The organism is Aliivibrio sp. S2TY2 (assembly GCF_028765525.1).
In the GTDB taxonomy this organism is placed as follows: domain Bacteria; phylum Pseudomonadota; class Gammaproteobacteria; order Enterobacterales; family Vibrionaceae; genus Aliivibrio; species Aliivibrio finisterrensis_A.
Window position 1 is genome coordinate 102,263 of sequence record NZ_JARACS010000010.1, and the last position, 18,647, is coordinate 120,909.

Genomic DNA, 18,647 nt, shown 5'->3' on the forward strand with positions numbered 1-18,647 from the left:
CACGTTTGTATAATTCAACAAATGAACGCTGATAAGCAGTTGCGATTTTAGTTATGATTTTCTTAGCCATAGCAGCGTCACCTTTTAACTTGATTATTAGAACGAGGTATTTCGTCTCTGTATGGCGCGCATTATAGATAAATTTTTTATTATTTCTAGCAAGTAAAATTGTTTTTTAAGATTAGTTTTTCTAATGCAATCTTCGTCATATTTAACATGAATACAAATGGGATATTCATTAGGTTTAAACCATAAAAAAGGAAGCCATTTTGGCTTCCTTTATTGTAGCTAGAGTATATGTTTTTGTTTACGCTTGCGCACTTTCTACTTGTTCATCCGTACTTTTTTCACCAAGAACTCGACTTGTAATTGTACCCGCTGTCATTGCGCCACTTACATTAAGAGCAGTACGTGCCATATCAATTAACGGTTCGATAGAAATAAGTAGGGCAGCAATCGTAACAGGTAAGCCCATTGCAGGAAGAACGATTAATGCTGCAAATGTAGCCCCCCCGCCAACACCAGCAATACCAAACGAGCTTACCGTGATAATGGCAACTAAAGACAGAATAAAGTGAGCATCAATTGGGATCCCCATTGTTGGAGCAACCATTACCGCTAGCATCGCAGGGTAGATACCCGCACACCCATTTTGACCAATAGTAGCACCAAATGTGGCAGATAAATTCGCAATTGCAGGTGGAACGCGCAGTTTTGTGATTTGAGCTTCAACATTTAGTGGGATTGTTGCAGCAGAGCTACGAGAGCTGAATGCAAACGTCAATACAGGCCAAATTTTCTTGAAGTAATCAACAGGGTTTACACCAACAAACGAAACCAATAAACCGTGAACAACAAACATCAATAAAATAGCAATGTAAGAGGCAACAATGAAACCAAGTAGATTTAAGATATCGGCAGCATTGGATGTAGCAACAACTTTAGTTAGTAGCGCCAAGATGCCATAAGGGGTTAGTGCCATTATCATTTTGACTAAGCGCATAACAATTGATTGAGCAACATCAACAAAGGTATTAATTGGGGCTGCTAACTCTTCTTTCTCTTGACTCACTTTACGTGCAGCGATGCCTGCAAGAATTGCAAAGATAACCACAGCAATAATAGAGGTTGAACGAGTACCTGTTAAATCAGCAAATGGATTTGTAGGGATAAAGCTAATTAGCATTTGAGGAATTGTCAGGTCACTAACACTACCAATGCGAGACTCTAATACCGCAACACGAGCCGTTTCACGAGCGCCTTCAGTTAAGCCTTCCGCAGTTAAACCAAAAGTGTGAGTTACTGCAATACCAATTAAGGCAGAGATCATTGTTGTGACTAAAAGTACACTAATAGTAACGCCGCTAATTTTTCCTAAAGAGCCTGATTTATCGAGTTTAACAACCGCAGAGAACATAGAGACTAATACTAATGGCATGATAACCATTTTTAATAGACCAACATAACCGCTACCAACAATATTCACCCAATCAAGAGTAGTCTTGATTACAGTACTGCCTTCTCCATGAATGACGTGAAGACCTAAACCATAAAGACTACCAGCAATTAAACCAATAAGAACAAGGCGAGACAACGTATATTCTTTGCGCTGTTGGGTATTAAGAAAGAAGATAAGACCGATAAAGACGATCAAATTGATGATAACGGCTAATGACATACTGCTTTTCCTGTTTATTTAGTGCGCTCGTTATGTGTCGATTTGAAACAAGCCCTTTGTATTTAAAGGCATAATAACGGTAAGCCTGTCGGTAAGATAAGTGATAAAAGTTATCATATATAACGAAATGGAATATAAATTAACTTTTCGGTTATAGATAAACCAATGTGCTGATAAATTGAGTATTTGTAGAACAGAATAGGGGGATGAGGTACCATTTCTGAATAATAAAAAGTGAGTGGAAGGAAAAGTAAATGGAACATGAATTCTGGGAAAGTAAGTGGGCAAGTAATGTAATTGGTTTTCACCTATCAGATACAAACCCAATTTTGACTCAATATTGGTCAGCGTTAAAGCCGCAACGTAGTGATACGGTATTTGTTCCTTTATGTGGTAAATCGATGGATCTCGATTGGCTTGCTGAAAAACATAATTCAGTCACGGGTGTTGAGCTAAGTAAAATAGCCGTACGTGCTTTTTTTGCTGAGCGCTTGTATACACCAACCGTTACCGCATTAACTAGCACTCTTGAGTTATATGAATTTGATGAGCTAACCATTTATTCTGGTGATTATTTTACCGCGCCAATTGACGCTACAGATCTGATTTATGATCGCGCAGCATTAGTCGCACTCCCTAAAGAGATGCGTGAAGAATATGTACAAGTATTACGTTCTCGCTTAAAAGAAGGCGGACGCATCTTATTGGTAACGTTAGATTATGACCAAACTGAAATGGCAGGGCCTCCATTCTCTGTGCCAGAAGATGAAGTTCGTACACTATTTTCTGGTATGACAGTTACTCGCTTGCAGCGTGATGAAGCTGATGCAAACCATCCTAAAATCAAAAAAGGATTATCACGCTTTGCGGAAGAAGTGTGGTTGATTGAGAGTTAGAAAATAGTCAGAATACAAAAGGTGGCTATATAAAATTGGTCACCTTTTGTTTATTTATTATATAGAAAGTAAATGAAATTAACGTTGCTCTAAAGGATAAGAGCGGTAACTCCACATACCATAAACACGTAATGCATCACGATAAATACCTAATAACTCACCATCCGTTGGGATTTTTAATTCTTCGAGTGGGCGATCGTTAGCGGCATACGTATCAAATGTGATCCCTTTAGGACCAGTCTGCCAACTAGCGACTTCAAATAATGCTTGTCCACGGCGAACATGGCTTGCTGAACTAATAATGGTAGCGTGGTCAATATCATGGCGAGCTAATGCATAGCTGCTATATAGTGCGTTTTCTACCGTACTTCTTGCGTAGTTATCTTCAATAATACGCGATTTATTAATCCCATTTTTCACTAACCAATCGGCCATTAACTTACCTTCGGTTTTATGGTTTTTAGGTACGCCGCCAGTTACGACGATGTAAGTGTTAGGGTTCTGTTTCGCCATCGTCAATGTTGCATTAAGTCGATCAATTAAGATGTCGTTCATGCTGCCATCTGGGTTTAAAGCATAACCTAGGGTGATGATTGCGTTATTACCTTTGGTTGGTTTCTTGATTGTATCGCTTAATGGAGTATCAACGATTCTATCAATGGCCGACATGATTTTTTTCAAATCTGCAACGCGACCTTTGTTTAATTGCTCTAGGGCATTTAAATGTTTGGTTACTTCGCTTTTGTTGCCTTTAAAGTTTTGCCAAATAACAAGATATGAATGGGCGTCTACATCATCAGGAGCAACATCTAAAATTTGAGTAAATAGTTCAATCGCTCGGTCTACATTGCTGTTATAAATTTGAGCATTCGCGGCAGAAAACAATAAATCGACACGATACGGTTCAAGTTTATAAGCATCAAGTAAATTGTTAGTGATCATCTCCATGTTGCTTGGCATTTTAGCCGTAAACCCAGCATGAGAGATACGAGCCGGATTTTTAAAGATTTGGTAAGCATCATTAAGTAATTGGTCAACAACCTGACGTTGAGAGGTCATCTCTGTGTAATTAATCTGTGGTTGAACCGTATCTAATGCAGCAACGCTTGGTGCCGAGTAGAAAGAACTAGAAAGGATAGCCGCCAAAGAAAGGGTTAAGAGTGTGCGTTTCATAATGATTCCAAAGTTAGCAACAAGAAGAAGTCATCCTACGACTTGATAAAATGGTGTGCTGTGAGCGCAATCGTATTTATTTTTATTTATCAGACTCAAATGTTAATTGTATGAACTAGCGTCACAAGCAATAAGAAATCCAGCCAAAATTAAATCAATTACTCTCTAACTTTTACTTAATTAATTTTGATAATTCCTCAACTTGTAAGGTTAGTCACAGAAACAATTCTCCTTGGGCATCACAATGCGCTTGCTTTCGAACGAGTGTTTAATTTATTCGTTCGAGCTTTTATCTCCCATCGCAAATATCATAATGGAGTTAACTATGTTTGGTATATTTAAACCCCAAGCACATATAGGACGCCTTCCTTCTAATCAGATAGATGGCACATATACACGCTTACGTTGGCAATTATTTATCAGTATTTTTGTTGGTTATGCTGGTTATTATCTTGTTCGTAAGAACTTTAGTTTGGCAATGCCATATTTAATTGAACAAGGCTTTAGTCGTGGTGATCTTGGTGTCGCTTTGGCTGCGGTATCTATTGCCTATGGCCTTTCTAAATTTTTGATGGGCAGTGTTTCTGACCGTTCTAATCCTAGATATTTTTTAAGTGCTGGCTTATTAATGTCTGCCGCTGTTATGTTTTGTTTTGGCTTTATGCCATGGGCAACAAACAGCATTACAGCTATGTTCATTCTGCTATTTTTGAACGGTTGGTTTCAAGGTATGGGTTGGCCAGCTTGTGGTCGAACGATGGTGCATTGGTGGTCACGTAAAGAACGAGGCGAGCTGGTTTCGGTTTGGAACGTAGCGCATAATGTGGGTGGCGGCTTGATTGGCCCTCTTTTCTTATTAGGTTTATGGGCATTTAATGACGATTGGCGCTCAGCATTTTATGTTCCTGCAATTTTTGCCACGTTAGTTGCTGTGTTTATTTGGGCGACATTACGCGATACCCCTCAATCTTGTGGGCTTCCTGCGATTGAAGAATATAAAAATGATTACCCAGATGATTATGATAAATCTTATGAAACAGAGATGACGGCGAAAGAGATCTTCTTTAAGTATGTTTTCAAAAATAAGTTACTTTGGTCTATTGCCATTGCAAATGCCTTTGTTTATCTCATTCGTTACGGCGTACTTGATTGGGCCCCAGTATATTTAAAAGAAGCGAAAGACTTTACGGTTGATAAATCATCGTGGGCATATTTCTTATACGAATGGGCAGGCATCCCAGGCACATTATTGTGTGGTTGGATTTCAGATAAAGTATTTAAAGGGCGCCGAGCTCCGGCCGGTATTTTATTTATGGCTCTTGTAACTATTGCGGTGTTGGTCTACTGGTTTAACCCTGCAGGTAATCCAACGATTGATATGATTGCTTTGGTTGCGATTGGCTTCTTGATTTATGGTCCTGTTATGCTTATAGGACTTTATGCGCTTGAGCTCGTTCCTAAAAAAGCAGCAGGTACAGCGGCAGGCTTAACGGGATTATTCGGTTATCTTGGTGGTGCAGTAACGGCAAATATTATCTTAGGTTATACCGTTGACCACTTTGGTTGGGATGGTGGCTTCATGATTTTAGTGGCTTCTTGTATTTTGTCTATTATATGTTTGCTTTATGCTCTCATAGGTGAAAAGGCACATCATAAAGTAAAAGAGAAAATTGCAATGTAATTAGAAAATATAAAAAGGGCTGTAATAATTACAGCCCTTTAGTCTTTTCGTTTAAGAGGTAAACGTTATAGATAAAGCTTCACAAGGTCACTTGCTTCTACTTCTTTACCTTCAAGTTGTTGGTTCCAGTTTGTACCAACTAAAACACCATCTTCAGATAATGTTACTAGCCAATCTTCAGCGAAGATATCTAGTGGAATTTCTGTTACTTCAAAATCAGCCCATTCTTCAACGTTATGAAATTCAGCGTCTGCTTTGTTAGACCAGAATGGCATTACTTCAGAGTTTTCGAATTCAGTAGACTCAACAGAGATCCAACCTTCTTCGTTATAAAGACTCCAAACTAGCTGTGTTTCTTTCGTTTCTGCAATGAAAAGATCTAGGTTTGCTTGAGTATCTGACGTTAATTTGCTCATGATGATGTCTCGATTAAAATAAACACTGTAAATAATAAAGGAATATGAGATTTTTGATACTTAAATTTGGCAAAAACTATGCTATAAAACGGACAGGTAATAAATTTATAACAACAAATTAACTCTGGTGATTTTGTCTTTCTAATAAATAGTATCCTATGATTAAGATACTAAAGTGAAATTAATTTGTTGATGCGGTTAAATGGATTTTAGGTGGTAACATGAAAGAGACGCTTATACCTTCTCAAGTAGAAATAAAAACAATTGAAGGCGATGCTTATTCGTTAAATAAATCAGGGGTTCCAACAAAAGTTAATGTTGGACAAAATCTTGAGAAAGACTCGGTCTTGTTTACTGACTATGAGGCGAAAGTTACTGTGCAAATACACGGTAAACTGGTCACGATTGACAAAAATTGCATGAGCTGTCTCGATGAAACGAAACCTGAAGACCCCCTTCAAATACAACCCATTGATGGAAAGGTTGAACTCGATCCTACACAACCTACAGATGGTTTAGATATTGCCGCAATTCAGGCGGCAATTTTAGCAGGGGAAGATCCGACTGAAATCTTAGAAGCGACGGCGGCTGGTGAAGGTGGCGGCTCTGCAAATAACGGCTTTGTTGTTATTGAGTATGGCTATTATTCAGATATCGCAACAACCAATTTCACTACTTCAAACGCCTTTTCTTATGATAATCAAGAATACATTGATAATTTAAGTGGTGGCGATGCGAGCAATCCACCTGCAACTCCAATCATTAGTCCTAATAATTCCGGCCTTACTAAAGAAGATGAAGTTTTAGACTCTTCAGGTCAATTGGCTGTTACTAATCCTCAAAGTAATCTTTCTTATACTTGGTCAATTACAGGCAGCCCAACAAGTGAGTTTGGTACGCTTTCTCTAAATCCAGCCACTGGTCAATGGGAATACACGCTCAATAATAGTGCTTTATCAGTTCAGTCATTAGCTAACGGTCAAGTTATTACTGATGTGTTTGAAGTATCCGTTTCTGCTGGTGGAAACCTAACATCAACCCAACAAATTACAGTAACCATTATTGGTACCAATGACGATCCTATTATTTCTGGCATTGCGGTTGGAGAGTTAACTGAAGGTGATGTTGATGATGCAGATCCAACAGTGAGTGAAACATTAACCGTTGCTGATGTAGATACGCTTGATACTCATACTTGGACTATTTTAGAAGGTGGTAATGCAACGTATGGTGTATTAACTATCAATAATGGTGTTTGGGAATATACGCTAGATAATTCGCGTGATGAGACTCAAGCGCTTGGTGTGGGCGACTCGGTAACTGAAACATTTACCATTCAAGTTGATGACGGTAATGGTGGTATTACTCAACAAGAAGTTATTATTACAATTAATGGTACTAATGATGAGCCTGTGATTAGCGGTACAAGTACAGGTCGTGTTGTTGAAGACTTAATCGCTTCTGCTGATGGACAATTAACAGCAATCGATGCTGATGCTGGTGATTCGGTATCATGGTCGGTAGCTGACGGTGCAGGCACATATGGTGCATTAACCGTTGATGCAACAGGTAAGTGGACTTACACCTTAGATAATGGCTTAGATGTGACTCAAGCTATTTCTAATGGCGAAGTGAAAACCGAAACCTTTGAGATCGTTGCCGATGATGGCAACGGCGGTACCGTAACACATACCGTTACTGTTGAAGTCACCGGCACCAATGACATTCCAGAAATTACAGACACATCCGTGATTGTGGGGGCGGTAGAGCACCGAGCAACAGAAAGTGCGACTGGCGATTTAGCTCTAGAAGATGTCGATACATTAGACACGCACACGTGGACTGTGGAAGCGAACAGTAATGATGAATTGGGTGCGTTCAGCGTCGATGCGAATGGTAAGTGGACATTTGATTTAAACACCGCGTCAGCGAGTGTGATTGCGTTGGGCGTTGGCGAGACGATGGATATCGTCTATGTGGTTCAAGTTAAAGACAACCACGGTGGCATCGACACACAAGAAGTCACTATTACGGTTACAGGCTCAAACGATGGCCCAACCATCAGTGGCACCGATACAGGTTCGGTTGTTGAAGACAGCGTAGGGGTTGCAGAAGGTCAATTAGAAGCAACCGATGTAGATACCACTGATACGCATGCGTGGTCAGTGACTGATGGTGCAGGCACATATGGCGTATTAACCGTTGATGCAACAGGCAAGTGGACTTACACCTTAGATAATGGCTTAGATGTGACTCAAGCTATTTCTAATGGCGAAGTGAAAACCGAAACGTTTGAGATCGTTGCCGATGATGGCAACGGCGGTACCGTAACACATACCGTTACTGTTGAAGTCACCGGCACCAATGACATTCCAGAAATTACAGACACATCCGTGATTGTGGGGGCGGTAGAGCACCGAGCAACAGAAAGTGCGACTGGCGATTTAGCTTTAGAAGATGTCGATACATTAGACACGCACACGTGGACTGTGGAAGCGAACAGTAATGATGAATTGGGTACGTTCAGCGTTGATGCGAATGGTAAGTGGACATTTGATTTAAACATCGCGTCAGCGAGTGTGATTGCGTTGGGCGTTGGCGAGACGATGGACATCGTCTATGTGGTTCAAGTTGAAGACAACCACGGTGGCATCGATACACAAGAAGTCACTATTACGGTTACAGGCTCAAACGATGGCCCAACCATCAGCGGCACCGATACAGGTGCGGTTGTTGAAGACAGCGTAGGGGTTGCAGAAGGTCAATTAGAAGCAACCGATGCAGATACCACTGATACGCATGCGTGGTCAGTGACTGATGGTGCAGGCACATATGGTGCATTAACTGTTGATGCAACAGGTAAGTGGACTTACACCTTAGATAATGGCTTAGATGTGACTCAAGCTATTTCTAATGGCGAAGTGAAAACCGAAACGTTTGAGGTTGTGGTCAATGATGGCAACGGCGGTACCGTAACACATACCGTTACTGTTGAAGTCACCGGCACCAATGACATTCCAGAAATTACGAATACCTCTGTTATCTCAGGTGCGGTAGAGCACCGAGCAACAGAAAGTGCGACCGGCGATTTAGCTCTAGAAGATGTCGATACATTAGACACGCACACGTGGACTGTGGAAGCGAACAGTAATGACGAGTTGGGTACGTTCAGCGTCGATGCGAATGGTAAGTGGACATTTAATTTAAACACCGCGTCAGCGAGTGTGATTGCGTTGGGCGTTGGCGAGACGATGGACATCGTCTATGTGGTTCAAGTTGAAGACAACCACGGTGGCATCGATACACAAGAAGTCACTATTACGGTTACAGGCTCAAACGATGGCCCAACCATTAGCGGCACCGATACAGGTGCGGTTGTTGAAGACAGCGTAGGGGTTGCAGAAGGTCAATTAGAAGCAACCGATGCAGATACCACCGATACGCATGCGTGGTCAGTGACTGATGGTGCAGGCACATATGGCACATTAACTGTTGATGCAACAGGTAAGTGGACTTACACCTTAGATAATAGCTTAGATGTGACCCAAGCTATTTCTAATGGCGAAGTGAAAACAGAAACGTTTGAGATCGTTGCCGATGATGGCAACGGCGGTACCGTAATACATACCGTTACTGTTGAAGTGACTGGCACCAATGATCTTCCGAGTGTTGCAGGATCATCAGTAACCTCTGGATATATAACCGAAGAGACTGTTCTGAGTGCAAGCGGCGATCTGTTTGTTGATGATGTCGATACACTAGATTCACACACTTGGACACTGCTTTCTTCAAATACAGATCCTTATGGTTCTATTGTTGTTTCGACGAATGCTGACGGTTCAGGCAAATGGGAATACACCCTGAATAATACCGCTTCACAAGTTCAAGCGCTGGCTAATGGTGAGACTCATACTGTTGAATATCAAATTCAAGTCGATGATGGCCAAGGTGGTTTAACCACTGAAACAGTTTCTATTGAAATAACAGGCACTAATGATGAACCCGTGGTATCTGGTCAAGCCACAGGCTTAGTAAAAGAAGATACGGCTACCCAAACTGAAACAGAAGGTCAATTGACCGTTGAAGATGTCGACTTAATCGATGTTCACGCTTGGAGTGTAGACAGTAATAACGGTACTTATGGTTCGATTGCGATTGATCCTGTAACCGGTAAATGGGTTTACACCATAGACAACACATTATCTGCTACTCAAGAATTGATTGAAGGCCAAAGTGTAGAAGATAAGTTCACGGTAACGGTTGATGATAACCAAGGTGGAACTGACACAATTGAAATCGTCATTACTGTGGTTGGTACAAATGGTGTTCCTGTAATTGGTGGCGATACTGTTGGTGATGTGACAGAAGATATGACACTAACTACAACAGGAACGTTAACAGCAACAGATGAAGACGCTACAAGTTCATTTAATTGGAATATCGTTGGCTCAGATACGGGTACTTACGGTAAGTTTACGCTTGATGCTGCTACTGGTGTTTGGTTATACACTTTAGATAACGATGCCGCTCAATCGCTTGGTGCTGGTGATGATCCGATAAAAGAATACTATACTGTGGAATTAAGTGATGGTGCTGGTGGTGTCATTACAGAAACGATTGAAATTACTATTAACGGAACCAATGATTTACCTGAATTATCGGGACAAGCTACAGGATCAGTAAAAGAAGATTCAATTGAAACTACAGAAGGCCAATTAATTGTTGATGATGTTGATTTAAGTGACACTCATACATGGGATGTTCAACCAGCTAGTGGAACCTATGGCTCTATTACTGTTGATGCAAACGGTAAATGGGTTTACACCATAAATAATGCATTAGATGCTACGCAAAAATTGGCTGAGGGAGAGGCGGGTGAAGATAAGTTCATTGTCACGGTTGATGATGGGCAAGGTGGAACGGCTCAAAAAGAAATCGTCATTTCGCTAGAAGGAACTAACGATTTACCTACCGTTGTAGATAGTAATGATACCGGTACTGTCATAGAGGACGGAGTTCAAACGATTTCAGATACCTTAATAGTTAATGATGTAGATGATTCAGATACTCATAATTGGTTTGTTATCGGTGCAGATGAGTCTAAATTAGGTAATTTCTCTATTGATGCAGCTACTGGTAAATGGACTTATGTTCTTAAAAATGATGAAGCTCAGCTACTGGCAAAAGATGAAACGGTTGTTGAAAGTTTTGTTGTAGTCGTTGGTGATGGAAATAACGGTTATGCTCAGCATACTGTTGAAGTTACCATCATAGGCACTAATGATAGACCCGAGATTACAGGTAGAACAACAGGTACGGCAGTCGAAGACATTATACCGACAGCAACGGGCGCATTAACTGCAGTTGATGTTGATTTTACAGATACCCATACTTGGCTTGTCGAGGGGGGTGGTGTCGGTAAATACGGAACCATGACGGTAGACGCTGATGGGAATTGGATTTACGCATTAGACCCATCAAATCCTGATACTCAAGCATTAGCTGAGAACCAACAAGAATTTGAAACATTTACCATCGCGGTTGATGATGGCAATGGTGGAACGAACGCCATCATGATCACTGTTGAAGTTTTAGGTACCAACGATGCTCCCGTTATTGGCGGTAAAACAACAAAAACGATTACTGAAGATGGTAATAAAGAGTCAGTTTCTGGGCAATTAACTGATGGTGATGTTGATACGACAGATACCCATGAATGGACATTATTAACCGATTCACAAGGTTTATATGGTTCATTGTCATTAGATACTAATGGTAAGTGGACATACACGATAGATAATTCTCTTGCAGCAACTCAAGGCTTGCTTTCTGGTCAAACCGAAAAAGAAAAATTTATTATTCAAGTCGAAGATCAATATGGTGCAATTGATACCGTTGAAGTGACAGTAAAAGTAAAAGGGACAAATGACACCCCTGAGCTATCTGGTGAGTTAACTGGAATTATAGAAGAAGATTCTGTGATTACTGAGATTGATGGGCAACTGTATCCAGATGATCAAGATATTGGTGATACTCATACATGGTCGTTAGATTCAAGTACAGGTTCGTACGGAACATTGACATTAGATGCTAATGGTAAATGGGTTTATGTTCTTGATAATGATAAAAGTTCAGTGCAGTCATTATCTGAAGGGGAAAGAGTTCAGGATACCTTTACGGTAACCGTTACTGATGGGTTTGGTTCTTCAACCTCAAAAGAAATTATTATCGATGTTATTGGTGATAATGATAAACCATCGATCGCGGGTGCAACAACGGGCAGTACAATTGAGGGCACAGCTGGAAAAGATGTCGCAACCGGAGAGTTAACCGCTGTAGATATTGATAGTTTAGATGATCATACATGGTCAATCCTTACACCTGAGGGTGTTTACGGTGCGTTAAGTATTGATCCGAACACTGGAATGTGGACATATCAACTAGATAATTCAAGACCTGCAACAATCGGGATCTCTTCAGGGCAAATCGTTCAAGATAAGTTTGTCGTTGAAGTGGACGATGGAAATGGCGGCACCAATCAAATTGAAGTGATTATTGATATAGCAGGAACAAACAGTTCACCGGGTATTATTGGTGATACCTCCGGTGAGATTAAAGAAGACGCTATAAACAATGAAATCACAGGAGAATTGAAGTCTGGCGATCTTGATTCAACGGATGTTCTCGAGTGGGAAATTATTGGTGCAGCAGGTCAATATGGTCAATTTAGCATTGATCAAGACGGTAATTGGACTTATGCACTGAATAACAGCAATGGTTCTGTTAATGGGTTAAAAGAAGGGGCAGAACTTGTAGATACCATCATGGTAAAAGTTACAGATTCATTTGGTGAAGTATCAGAAGTTGAAGTCAAAATTACTATAGAAGGAACGAATGATGCGCCAGTATTAAGTGGTGCATTGACAGGTACGGCAGTTGAGGACCAAACAACCGTTATTGAAGGACAGTTGCAAACATCGGATCCTGATATCGGAGATACCCATGGTTGGAATCTTGATAATGGCGTTGGTCAATATGGATCGCTAACCATGGATTCAAGTGGTAAATGGACTTACTCTTTAACGAATTCATTACTGGCAATTCAAGCTCTTGGGCCTAACGATACTCTTACCGAAACATTTACGGTAACAGTAACAGATTCACAAGGTGTCGCATCAACTGATAATGTAGTTATTACTATTCAAGGTACGAACGATCTTCCTGAAATTACCGGTGGGACAACAGGCGAGTACATTGAAGATAATACAACAGATCAAATACCTGGCACCGTTTCTGGTCAGCTTGTGGCAACCGATGTAGATGCTGGAGATACAACCTCATTTGAAGACCGAACTTATGTAGGTAACTATGGTACGTTTTATCTTGAAGCTGATGGCTCATGGAAGTATGTAATAGATACTGACTCTGCTGCTATTCAATCATTAAATGAAGGTGAAAAGATTTCTGAAACGTTTACTGCTGTTGTCCATGATTCTAACGGTGGATTTACGAGTGAACAGATAGATTTCACCATTATAGGTACTAATGATTTACCTGTTGTGTCAGGTGATAATTCAGCAACCGTGATTGAAGATGCTCAAGACTTTCTTCCTGATGGTGAGACGTTTAATGGTCAATTTACTAAAGTTACAGGTAATGTGATTGCTGATGATATTGATTTAGGTGACGACGTTGTCAGTTGGCAAGTAAGTAATGGCAGCGGTGTTTATGGGATCTTTACCATTGATGCCAACGGTCAATGGACTTACTTATTAGATAACACTGATCCAGATACGAATACATTGAATTTTGGTGATATAAAAACAGAAACATTCCAGGTTACGGCAACAGATAAACATGGTGGCGTCTCTGAACCGTTCGACGTAACAATTACGATCGAAGGCAACACAGATCCAGGCGGCGGCGGTGGTGGCTCTTATGATGAAACGATTAATATCGATTCAATAGAAGAAGGTGTTGATGGCGATGGAGATGTAATCGGCGGTGGTAGTTCCGGCACGATAGATCTTCCTAGTGGCTGTGAAATTATCAGTGTCGATGGAACCTCCTCGGTTGATGGTGGATTATTTGGTTCATTAACCGTTGATAACGATGGTAATTGGGTTTATGACGTTGCTGATGATAAATCGTATGTAGATTCGTTATGTGAAGGCCAGAAGATTACAGAGAAGTGGGCGGTGACAGTACAGACAGACTGCGGGCCAAAAACCATTTTAGTTAACGTTACTATTACAGGCTCTAATGATATCCCTGTGATTATTGCTGACACACCAACAGGTGAGTTAGGAGAGGTGGTTGAAGATAGTATCCTTGAAGTTTCTGGTCAGTTAGAAGTCGTTGATCCTGATACATGTGATAGTCATACATGGTATTTAGTTGATGTCGACGGAAATAAGATTGGAGCTTTAGACTCAAGTGGTGAAAACATAGTAATCCAAGGTACTTATGGAGAGCTAACACTGAATCAAGCAACAGGCGACTGGACGTATGTACTTGATAATGATAACCCACTAGTACAAGCCTTAACGCCAGATCAAATTGAAAAAGAGTATGTACGTGTTGTAGTTGAAGACGATAAAGGTGCCGTTAGTGCAGATTCAACAATAAATATTAATGTAATTGGTGTAGCGGATGACGTTCCTGCGGTTGCTATTATTGAAGATATTGATTTCAAAGAAGATGGAAGCCCATTAACTCAAACTGGGGTGTTAGATGATGTTGCAGGTTTAACACCAGATCTCACTTGGAACCTTGTTACAGGTGATGGTTCATATGGACATTTAACGTTAGATAGCAACGGTAATTGGACCTATATTTTAGACAATGATTCGTTAGCTGTTCAACAGCTAAATGAAGGCGAAAAGGTTACTGATACCTTTAGCGTTACCGTTGTCGATAAGTTTGGTAAAACGGTTGTTGATGAAAATGGCGACCCGGTAGAAATGATCTTCAAAGTGGAGGTTACAGGCACAAATGATGCGCCAGAGATATCAGGTCAGTTGAATGGAACTATCTCTAATATAGATTCCGATAGCAAAATATCAGGAAACCTTAATGATGGTGATGTAGATACCGGTGATACTCACACTTGGAGTGTAACTGATAACCAAGGTGATTATGGGCGTCTTGTATTAATTAATGGGCAATGGACATATACCTTAGACACCAGTTTAGATGCTGTCAAAGTGTTAGGTATCGGAGAAACATTAACGGATACTTTTGAAGTGACAGTTAAGGATGCCGCTGGTGAAATGTCTACAGAAACCGTGACAGTAACCATTGACGGGTCGAATTTACCGCCAGAAATAGCTCAAGATGATCAAATTATCATGGAGCTAAAAGAAGATGGAACAATAACCGATTCTAAAACCTTAATCGTAACCGATCCAAATGGTGACGATGTTACTTTTGATGCGAAAACATTAACGGGTACTTACGGTACTTTTACCGTTGATGCTAATGGTGTTTGGACTTACACCTTAGACAATGATGCAGCACATATTCAGGGGCTTAATGAAGGAGAGGTTGTTTCTGAAGTATTTACCGTATTCGCAGTAGATGTTCATGGCGCAAAAACATCTCAACAAGTGACGGTTAATATTACCGGCACAAACGATATCCCTAAAATTTCGGGCATGGACACAGGTTCAGTTGAAGAGGCTGACGGCAGTTCTACTTCTGGAAACTTCGTAACATCAGATGTTGATGTGGGTGATATTGTTACGGCATCTGCTGGAACTCAAGGTTCTTATGGTAGTGTTTCTGTTGATAACGCAACAGGTAAATGGACTTATACGGTTGATGGCACAAATCCAACGGTAGACAGCTTATCAAAAGGTGAGACCCTTACTGACACCATCACTATAATTGCCACCGATAAACTTGGTGCTAGCTCTGAAATGACCATTACCATTACCATTAATGGTGAAAATGATGCGCCAAATCTAGTCGTAACGACACCACCTGAATTAACTGAAGATGTTGGAGCAACAACGCCAGCAACTATTGAAGTAACAGGTAATTGGGATAATGGTGATCCAGACACACTAGATACACACTCATGGCAAGTGTTGAGCGGTGATGCTTTAGGTACATTAACCTTTGAACCAAATGGTGATTATAAATTCGTTGTTGATAATACCGCGTTAGAGATCCAGCAGTTAGGTGTCGGTGAAAAACTAGAATTAACTTATACGGTTAAAGTTACTGATGAACATGGCTTAAGCAGTACGCAAGATATTACCTTTACTGTTAATGGGACAAATGATGATCCAGAGGTGGTTAATACCAGCATTCTTTCTGTGGATGTCGCAGAAGATGGAACATTAAGTAAATCAGGCCAATTAGATATTACGGATATTGATATTTCAGATACAACGTTTGAGTTTGATGTCATTACTTCTCCAGCAAATGCTTATGGGGCGGTGACTGTTGATGCAAATGGTAAATGGACTTACGTATTAGATAACGATAAAGCACAAGATATCGGTGATGAAACCATAACAGAAACGTACACTATTCAAATCGATGATGGGAATGGCGGTGTAATTACACAAGACGTTACCGTGAATATTACTGGTACAGATGATGATCCGATTATCAATACAGACATAACTCAAGTAACGGAAGGCACTGTTGTAGAAGATGGAACCTTGACAGCAACAGGTCAAGTTTCTTATGTGGATCCTGAAGGGGATCTAATCAATTACAATGTGATTAATCCACCGACTTCACCTTATGGAACCTTTGCTGTAGATGAAAATGGCGTATGGACGTATGAGTTAGATAATACGTTAGCTCAAGAGATTGGCGCAGCAGGGACTCAAGAAACGTATACTATTGAAGTAACCGATCAAACTGGTGGAACAATACAGCAAGTCATTACTATCAATATAACAGGTGAAAATGATGCACCAACGATTAATGCATCGAGCGTAATCATTGGAAGTGTTGAAGAAGATGGTACCGCAACGGCTATTGGTCAATTAGATGTGTCAGATATTGATTTAACTGATACCAACTTTTCTTACACGGTTATATCGGGTCCAAATACAGCGACAACACCAGGTAATATTGTAGGTTTATATGGCGCTTTAACTGTTGATGGTAATGGTGAGTGGATCTATTTACTTGATAACGATAAGGCACAAGTACTAGGTGATACGATTGCAAAAGAAATATTCACAATCGAAATTTCAGATGGTAATGGTGGAACGGTAACTCAAGATATTACCGTTAGTGTGACTGGTCATGATGATCAACCTATTGTTGATGCCGGAGCAACGCAAGAAACGACAGGAACGGTTGTCGAAGATGGCGAATTGCATGTTGAAGGTACAATTAAATATCTAGACCCTGAGGGAACGGATGTTGGTTATAGTGTTTCAACTTCATCTGTACCTACCTATGGAACATTTAGTGTTAATCCAACATCAGGAAAATGGGAATACGACTTAGACAATACATTAGCACAAGCCATTGGTGCTGATGGGGCACAAGAGTCTTTAATTATTGATGTAACTGATGCAACAGGTCAGGTAACCCAGCAAGTAATAACCATTAATATTACCGGTGAAAATGACTTACCAGTAATTACTGGAACCAGTACTGCAGATGTAAAAGAAGGCGTTGTTGAAACGGTTACAGGCCAATTAAATGCAACCGACATAGAGAGTGATCCAATCACATGGCAAATTGCCTCTACCTCATCAGCAACAGGTACTTATGGAACGTTAAATATAAATGCTGCTGGGCTATGGACATATGTATTGCTTGAAGACAGCACATTGGCACTAGTTGCTGATACGACAGAAGAGTTTATCGTAGAAGCATCGGATGGAAAAGGTGGGATTACCCAACAAGTCATCACTATTGTCGTCGCTGTCCCTAATGTAATTCAAGGTGTATCGGGATCAGATATATTAACAGGGACTGCTAATGATGAATTCTTATTTGGTAATCCATTAGACTTATCTGATGTAGGCACCGCAGATACATTTACTTGGACTAATGCATCTATTGGTGGTGATTTAGCAAGAGATGTAATTAAAGATTTTGACCTTAATAGTGACAAAATTGATTTAAGTGATATTGCTGATATTACAACGGTATGGGATCTCTCTTTATTAGCCTCTCAAATTCAGATTACAGAAGTTGATGGTAATACAGAGATATACATAAATGAAAGTGGCAATACGGTTCAAACGATTGTAGTGGATGGTATTACTTTAGATGAATTAGCAGGAGAGCCAACAGGCTCAATGACAGATGAAGAAAAACTTAACGCTCTGACAAATTCAGGTCATCTAGTCGTTTCTGATAACTATGGTAACGATGCAGACAATGTATTATACGCTTCAGGTCAAAATGATATTTTAACTGGTGGTGGCGGTAACGATATATTCTATTTCGCAGATGAAATTGCAGGCAGTTCGGTTTCGCCTGCTCAAACATCGATTGCTGATTTTGCCGTTGAAGGAGTAGCTGCTAATAATGAAGCTGATATTCTCGATTTAGCAGAGTTACTTCCAGATTCAATTCAAGCAAACTCAACAATGGATGATATGTTGCAGCACATTAATGTAAATATTGATGATGGTAATTCGCAAACCGTATTATCGGTGACTGATGAGCTAGGAAATCAAACCGACATAACCTTACAAGGTGTTGATAGTACAACACTTGGAATTTCGGATTTAGGTTCAATGAGTGATCAAGATATTTTGAGTACGATCTATAATGACTTCAACATGTTTAAAGTAGATTGATAGCGTTTAGTTGAT

6 protein-coding genes are annotated in these 18,647 nt (G+C 40.3%); 3 read left to right on the forward strand and 3 right to left on the reverse strand.

Going from position 1 to position 18,647, the window contains the following annotated elements; all coding sequences use genetic code 11:
• Positions 1-307: 307 nt before the first annotated feature.
• A complete protein-coding gene (locus PVK63_RS15025) occupies positions 308-1,678 on the reverse strand; it encodes an L-cystine transporter (protein WP_130087714.1) in 1,371 nt (456 codons plus the stop codon).
• Between the two features lie 254 nt (positions 1,679-1,932).
• On the opposite strand from PVK63_RS15025, the gene PVK63_RS15030 reads away from it, so the two are divergent.
• The gene (locus PVK63_RS15030; RefSeq protein ID WP_130087715.1) at positions 1,933-2,574 is read left to right on the forward strand and encodes a thiopurine S-methyltransferase; all 642 of its coding nucleotides are present in this window, start codon (positions 1,933-1,935) and stop codon (positions 2,572-2,574) included.
• A 78-nt stretch (positions 2,575-2,652) separates the two neighbouring features.
• Here the strand turns inward: PVK63_RS15030 and PVK63_RS15035 are convergent, their stop codons facing one another.
• A complete protein-coding gene (locus PVK63_RS15035) occupies positions 2,653-3,747 on the reverse strand; it encodes a YdcF family protein (RefSeq protein ID WP_130087716.1) in 1,095 nt (364 codons plus the stop codon).
• A gap of 325 nt (positions 3,748-4,072) precedes the next feature.
• Between PVK63_RS15035 and glpT the strand changes: the two genes are divergently transcribed.
• Positions 4,073-5,428 carry a glycerol-3-phosphate transporter gene (glpT, locus tag PVK63_RS15040; protein WP_130087717.1) on the forward strand — a complete coding sequence of 452 codons (1,356 nt, stop codon included), beginning with the start codon at positions 4,073-4,075 and terminating at the stop codon, positions 5,426-5,428.
• Positions 5,429-5,493: 65 nt separating this feature from the next.
• Here the strand turns inward: glpT and PVK63_RS15045 are convergent, their stop codons facing one another.
• The gene (locus tag PVK63_RS15045; RefSeq protein ID WP_130045630.1) at positions 5,494-5,844 is read right to left on the reverse strand and encodes a DUF2750 domain-containing protein; all 351 of its coding nucleotides are present in this window, start codon (positions 5,842-5,844) and stop codon (positions 5,494-5,496) included.
• A 221-nt stretch (positions 5,845-6,065) separates the two neighbouring features.
• Here PVK63_RS15045 and PVK63_RS15050 point away from each other — a divergent pair, with 221 nt between their 5' ends.
• Entirely contained in the window at positions 6,066-18,632 is a 12,567-nt protein-coding gene (locus PVK63_RS15050) for a retention module-containing protein (RefSeq protein WP_130087718.1), read from the forward strand.
• The last annotated feature ends 15 nt before the right edge of the window (positions 18,633-18,647 follow it).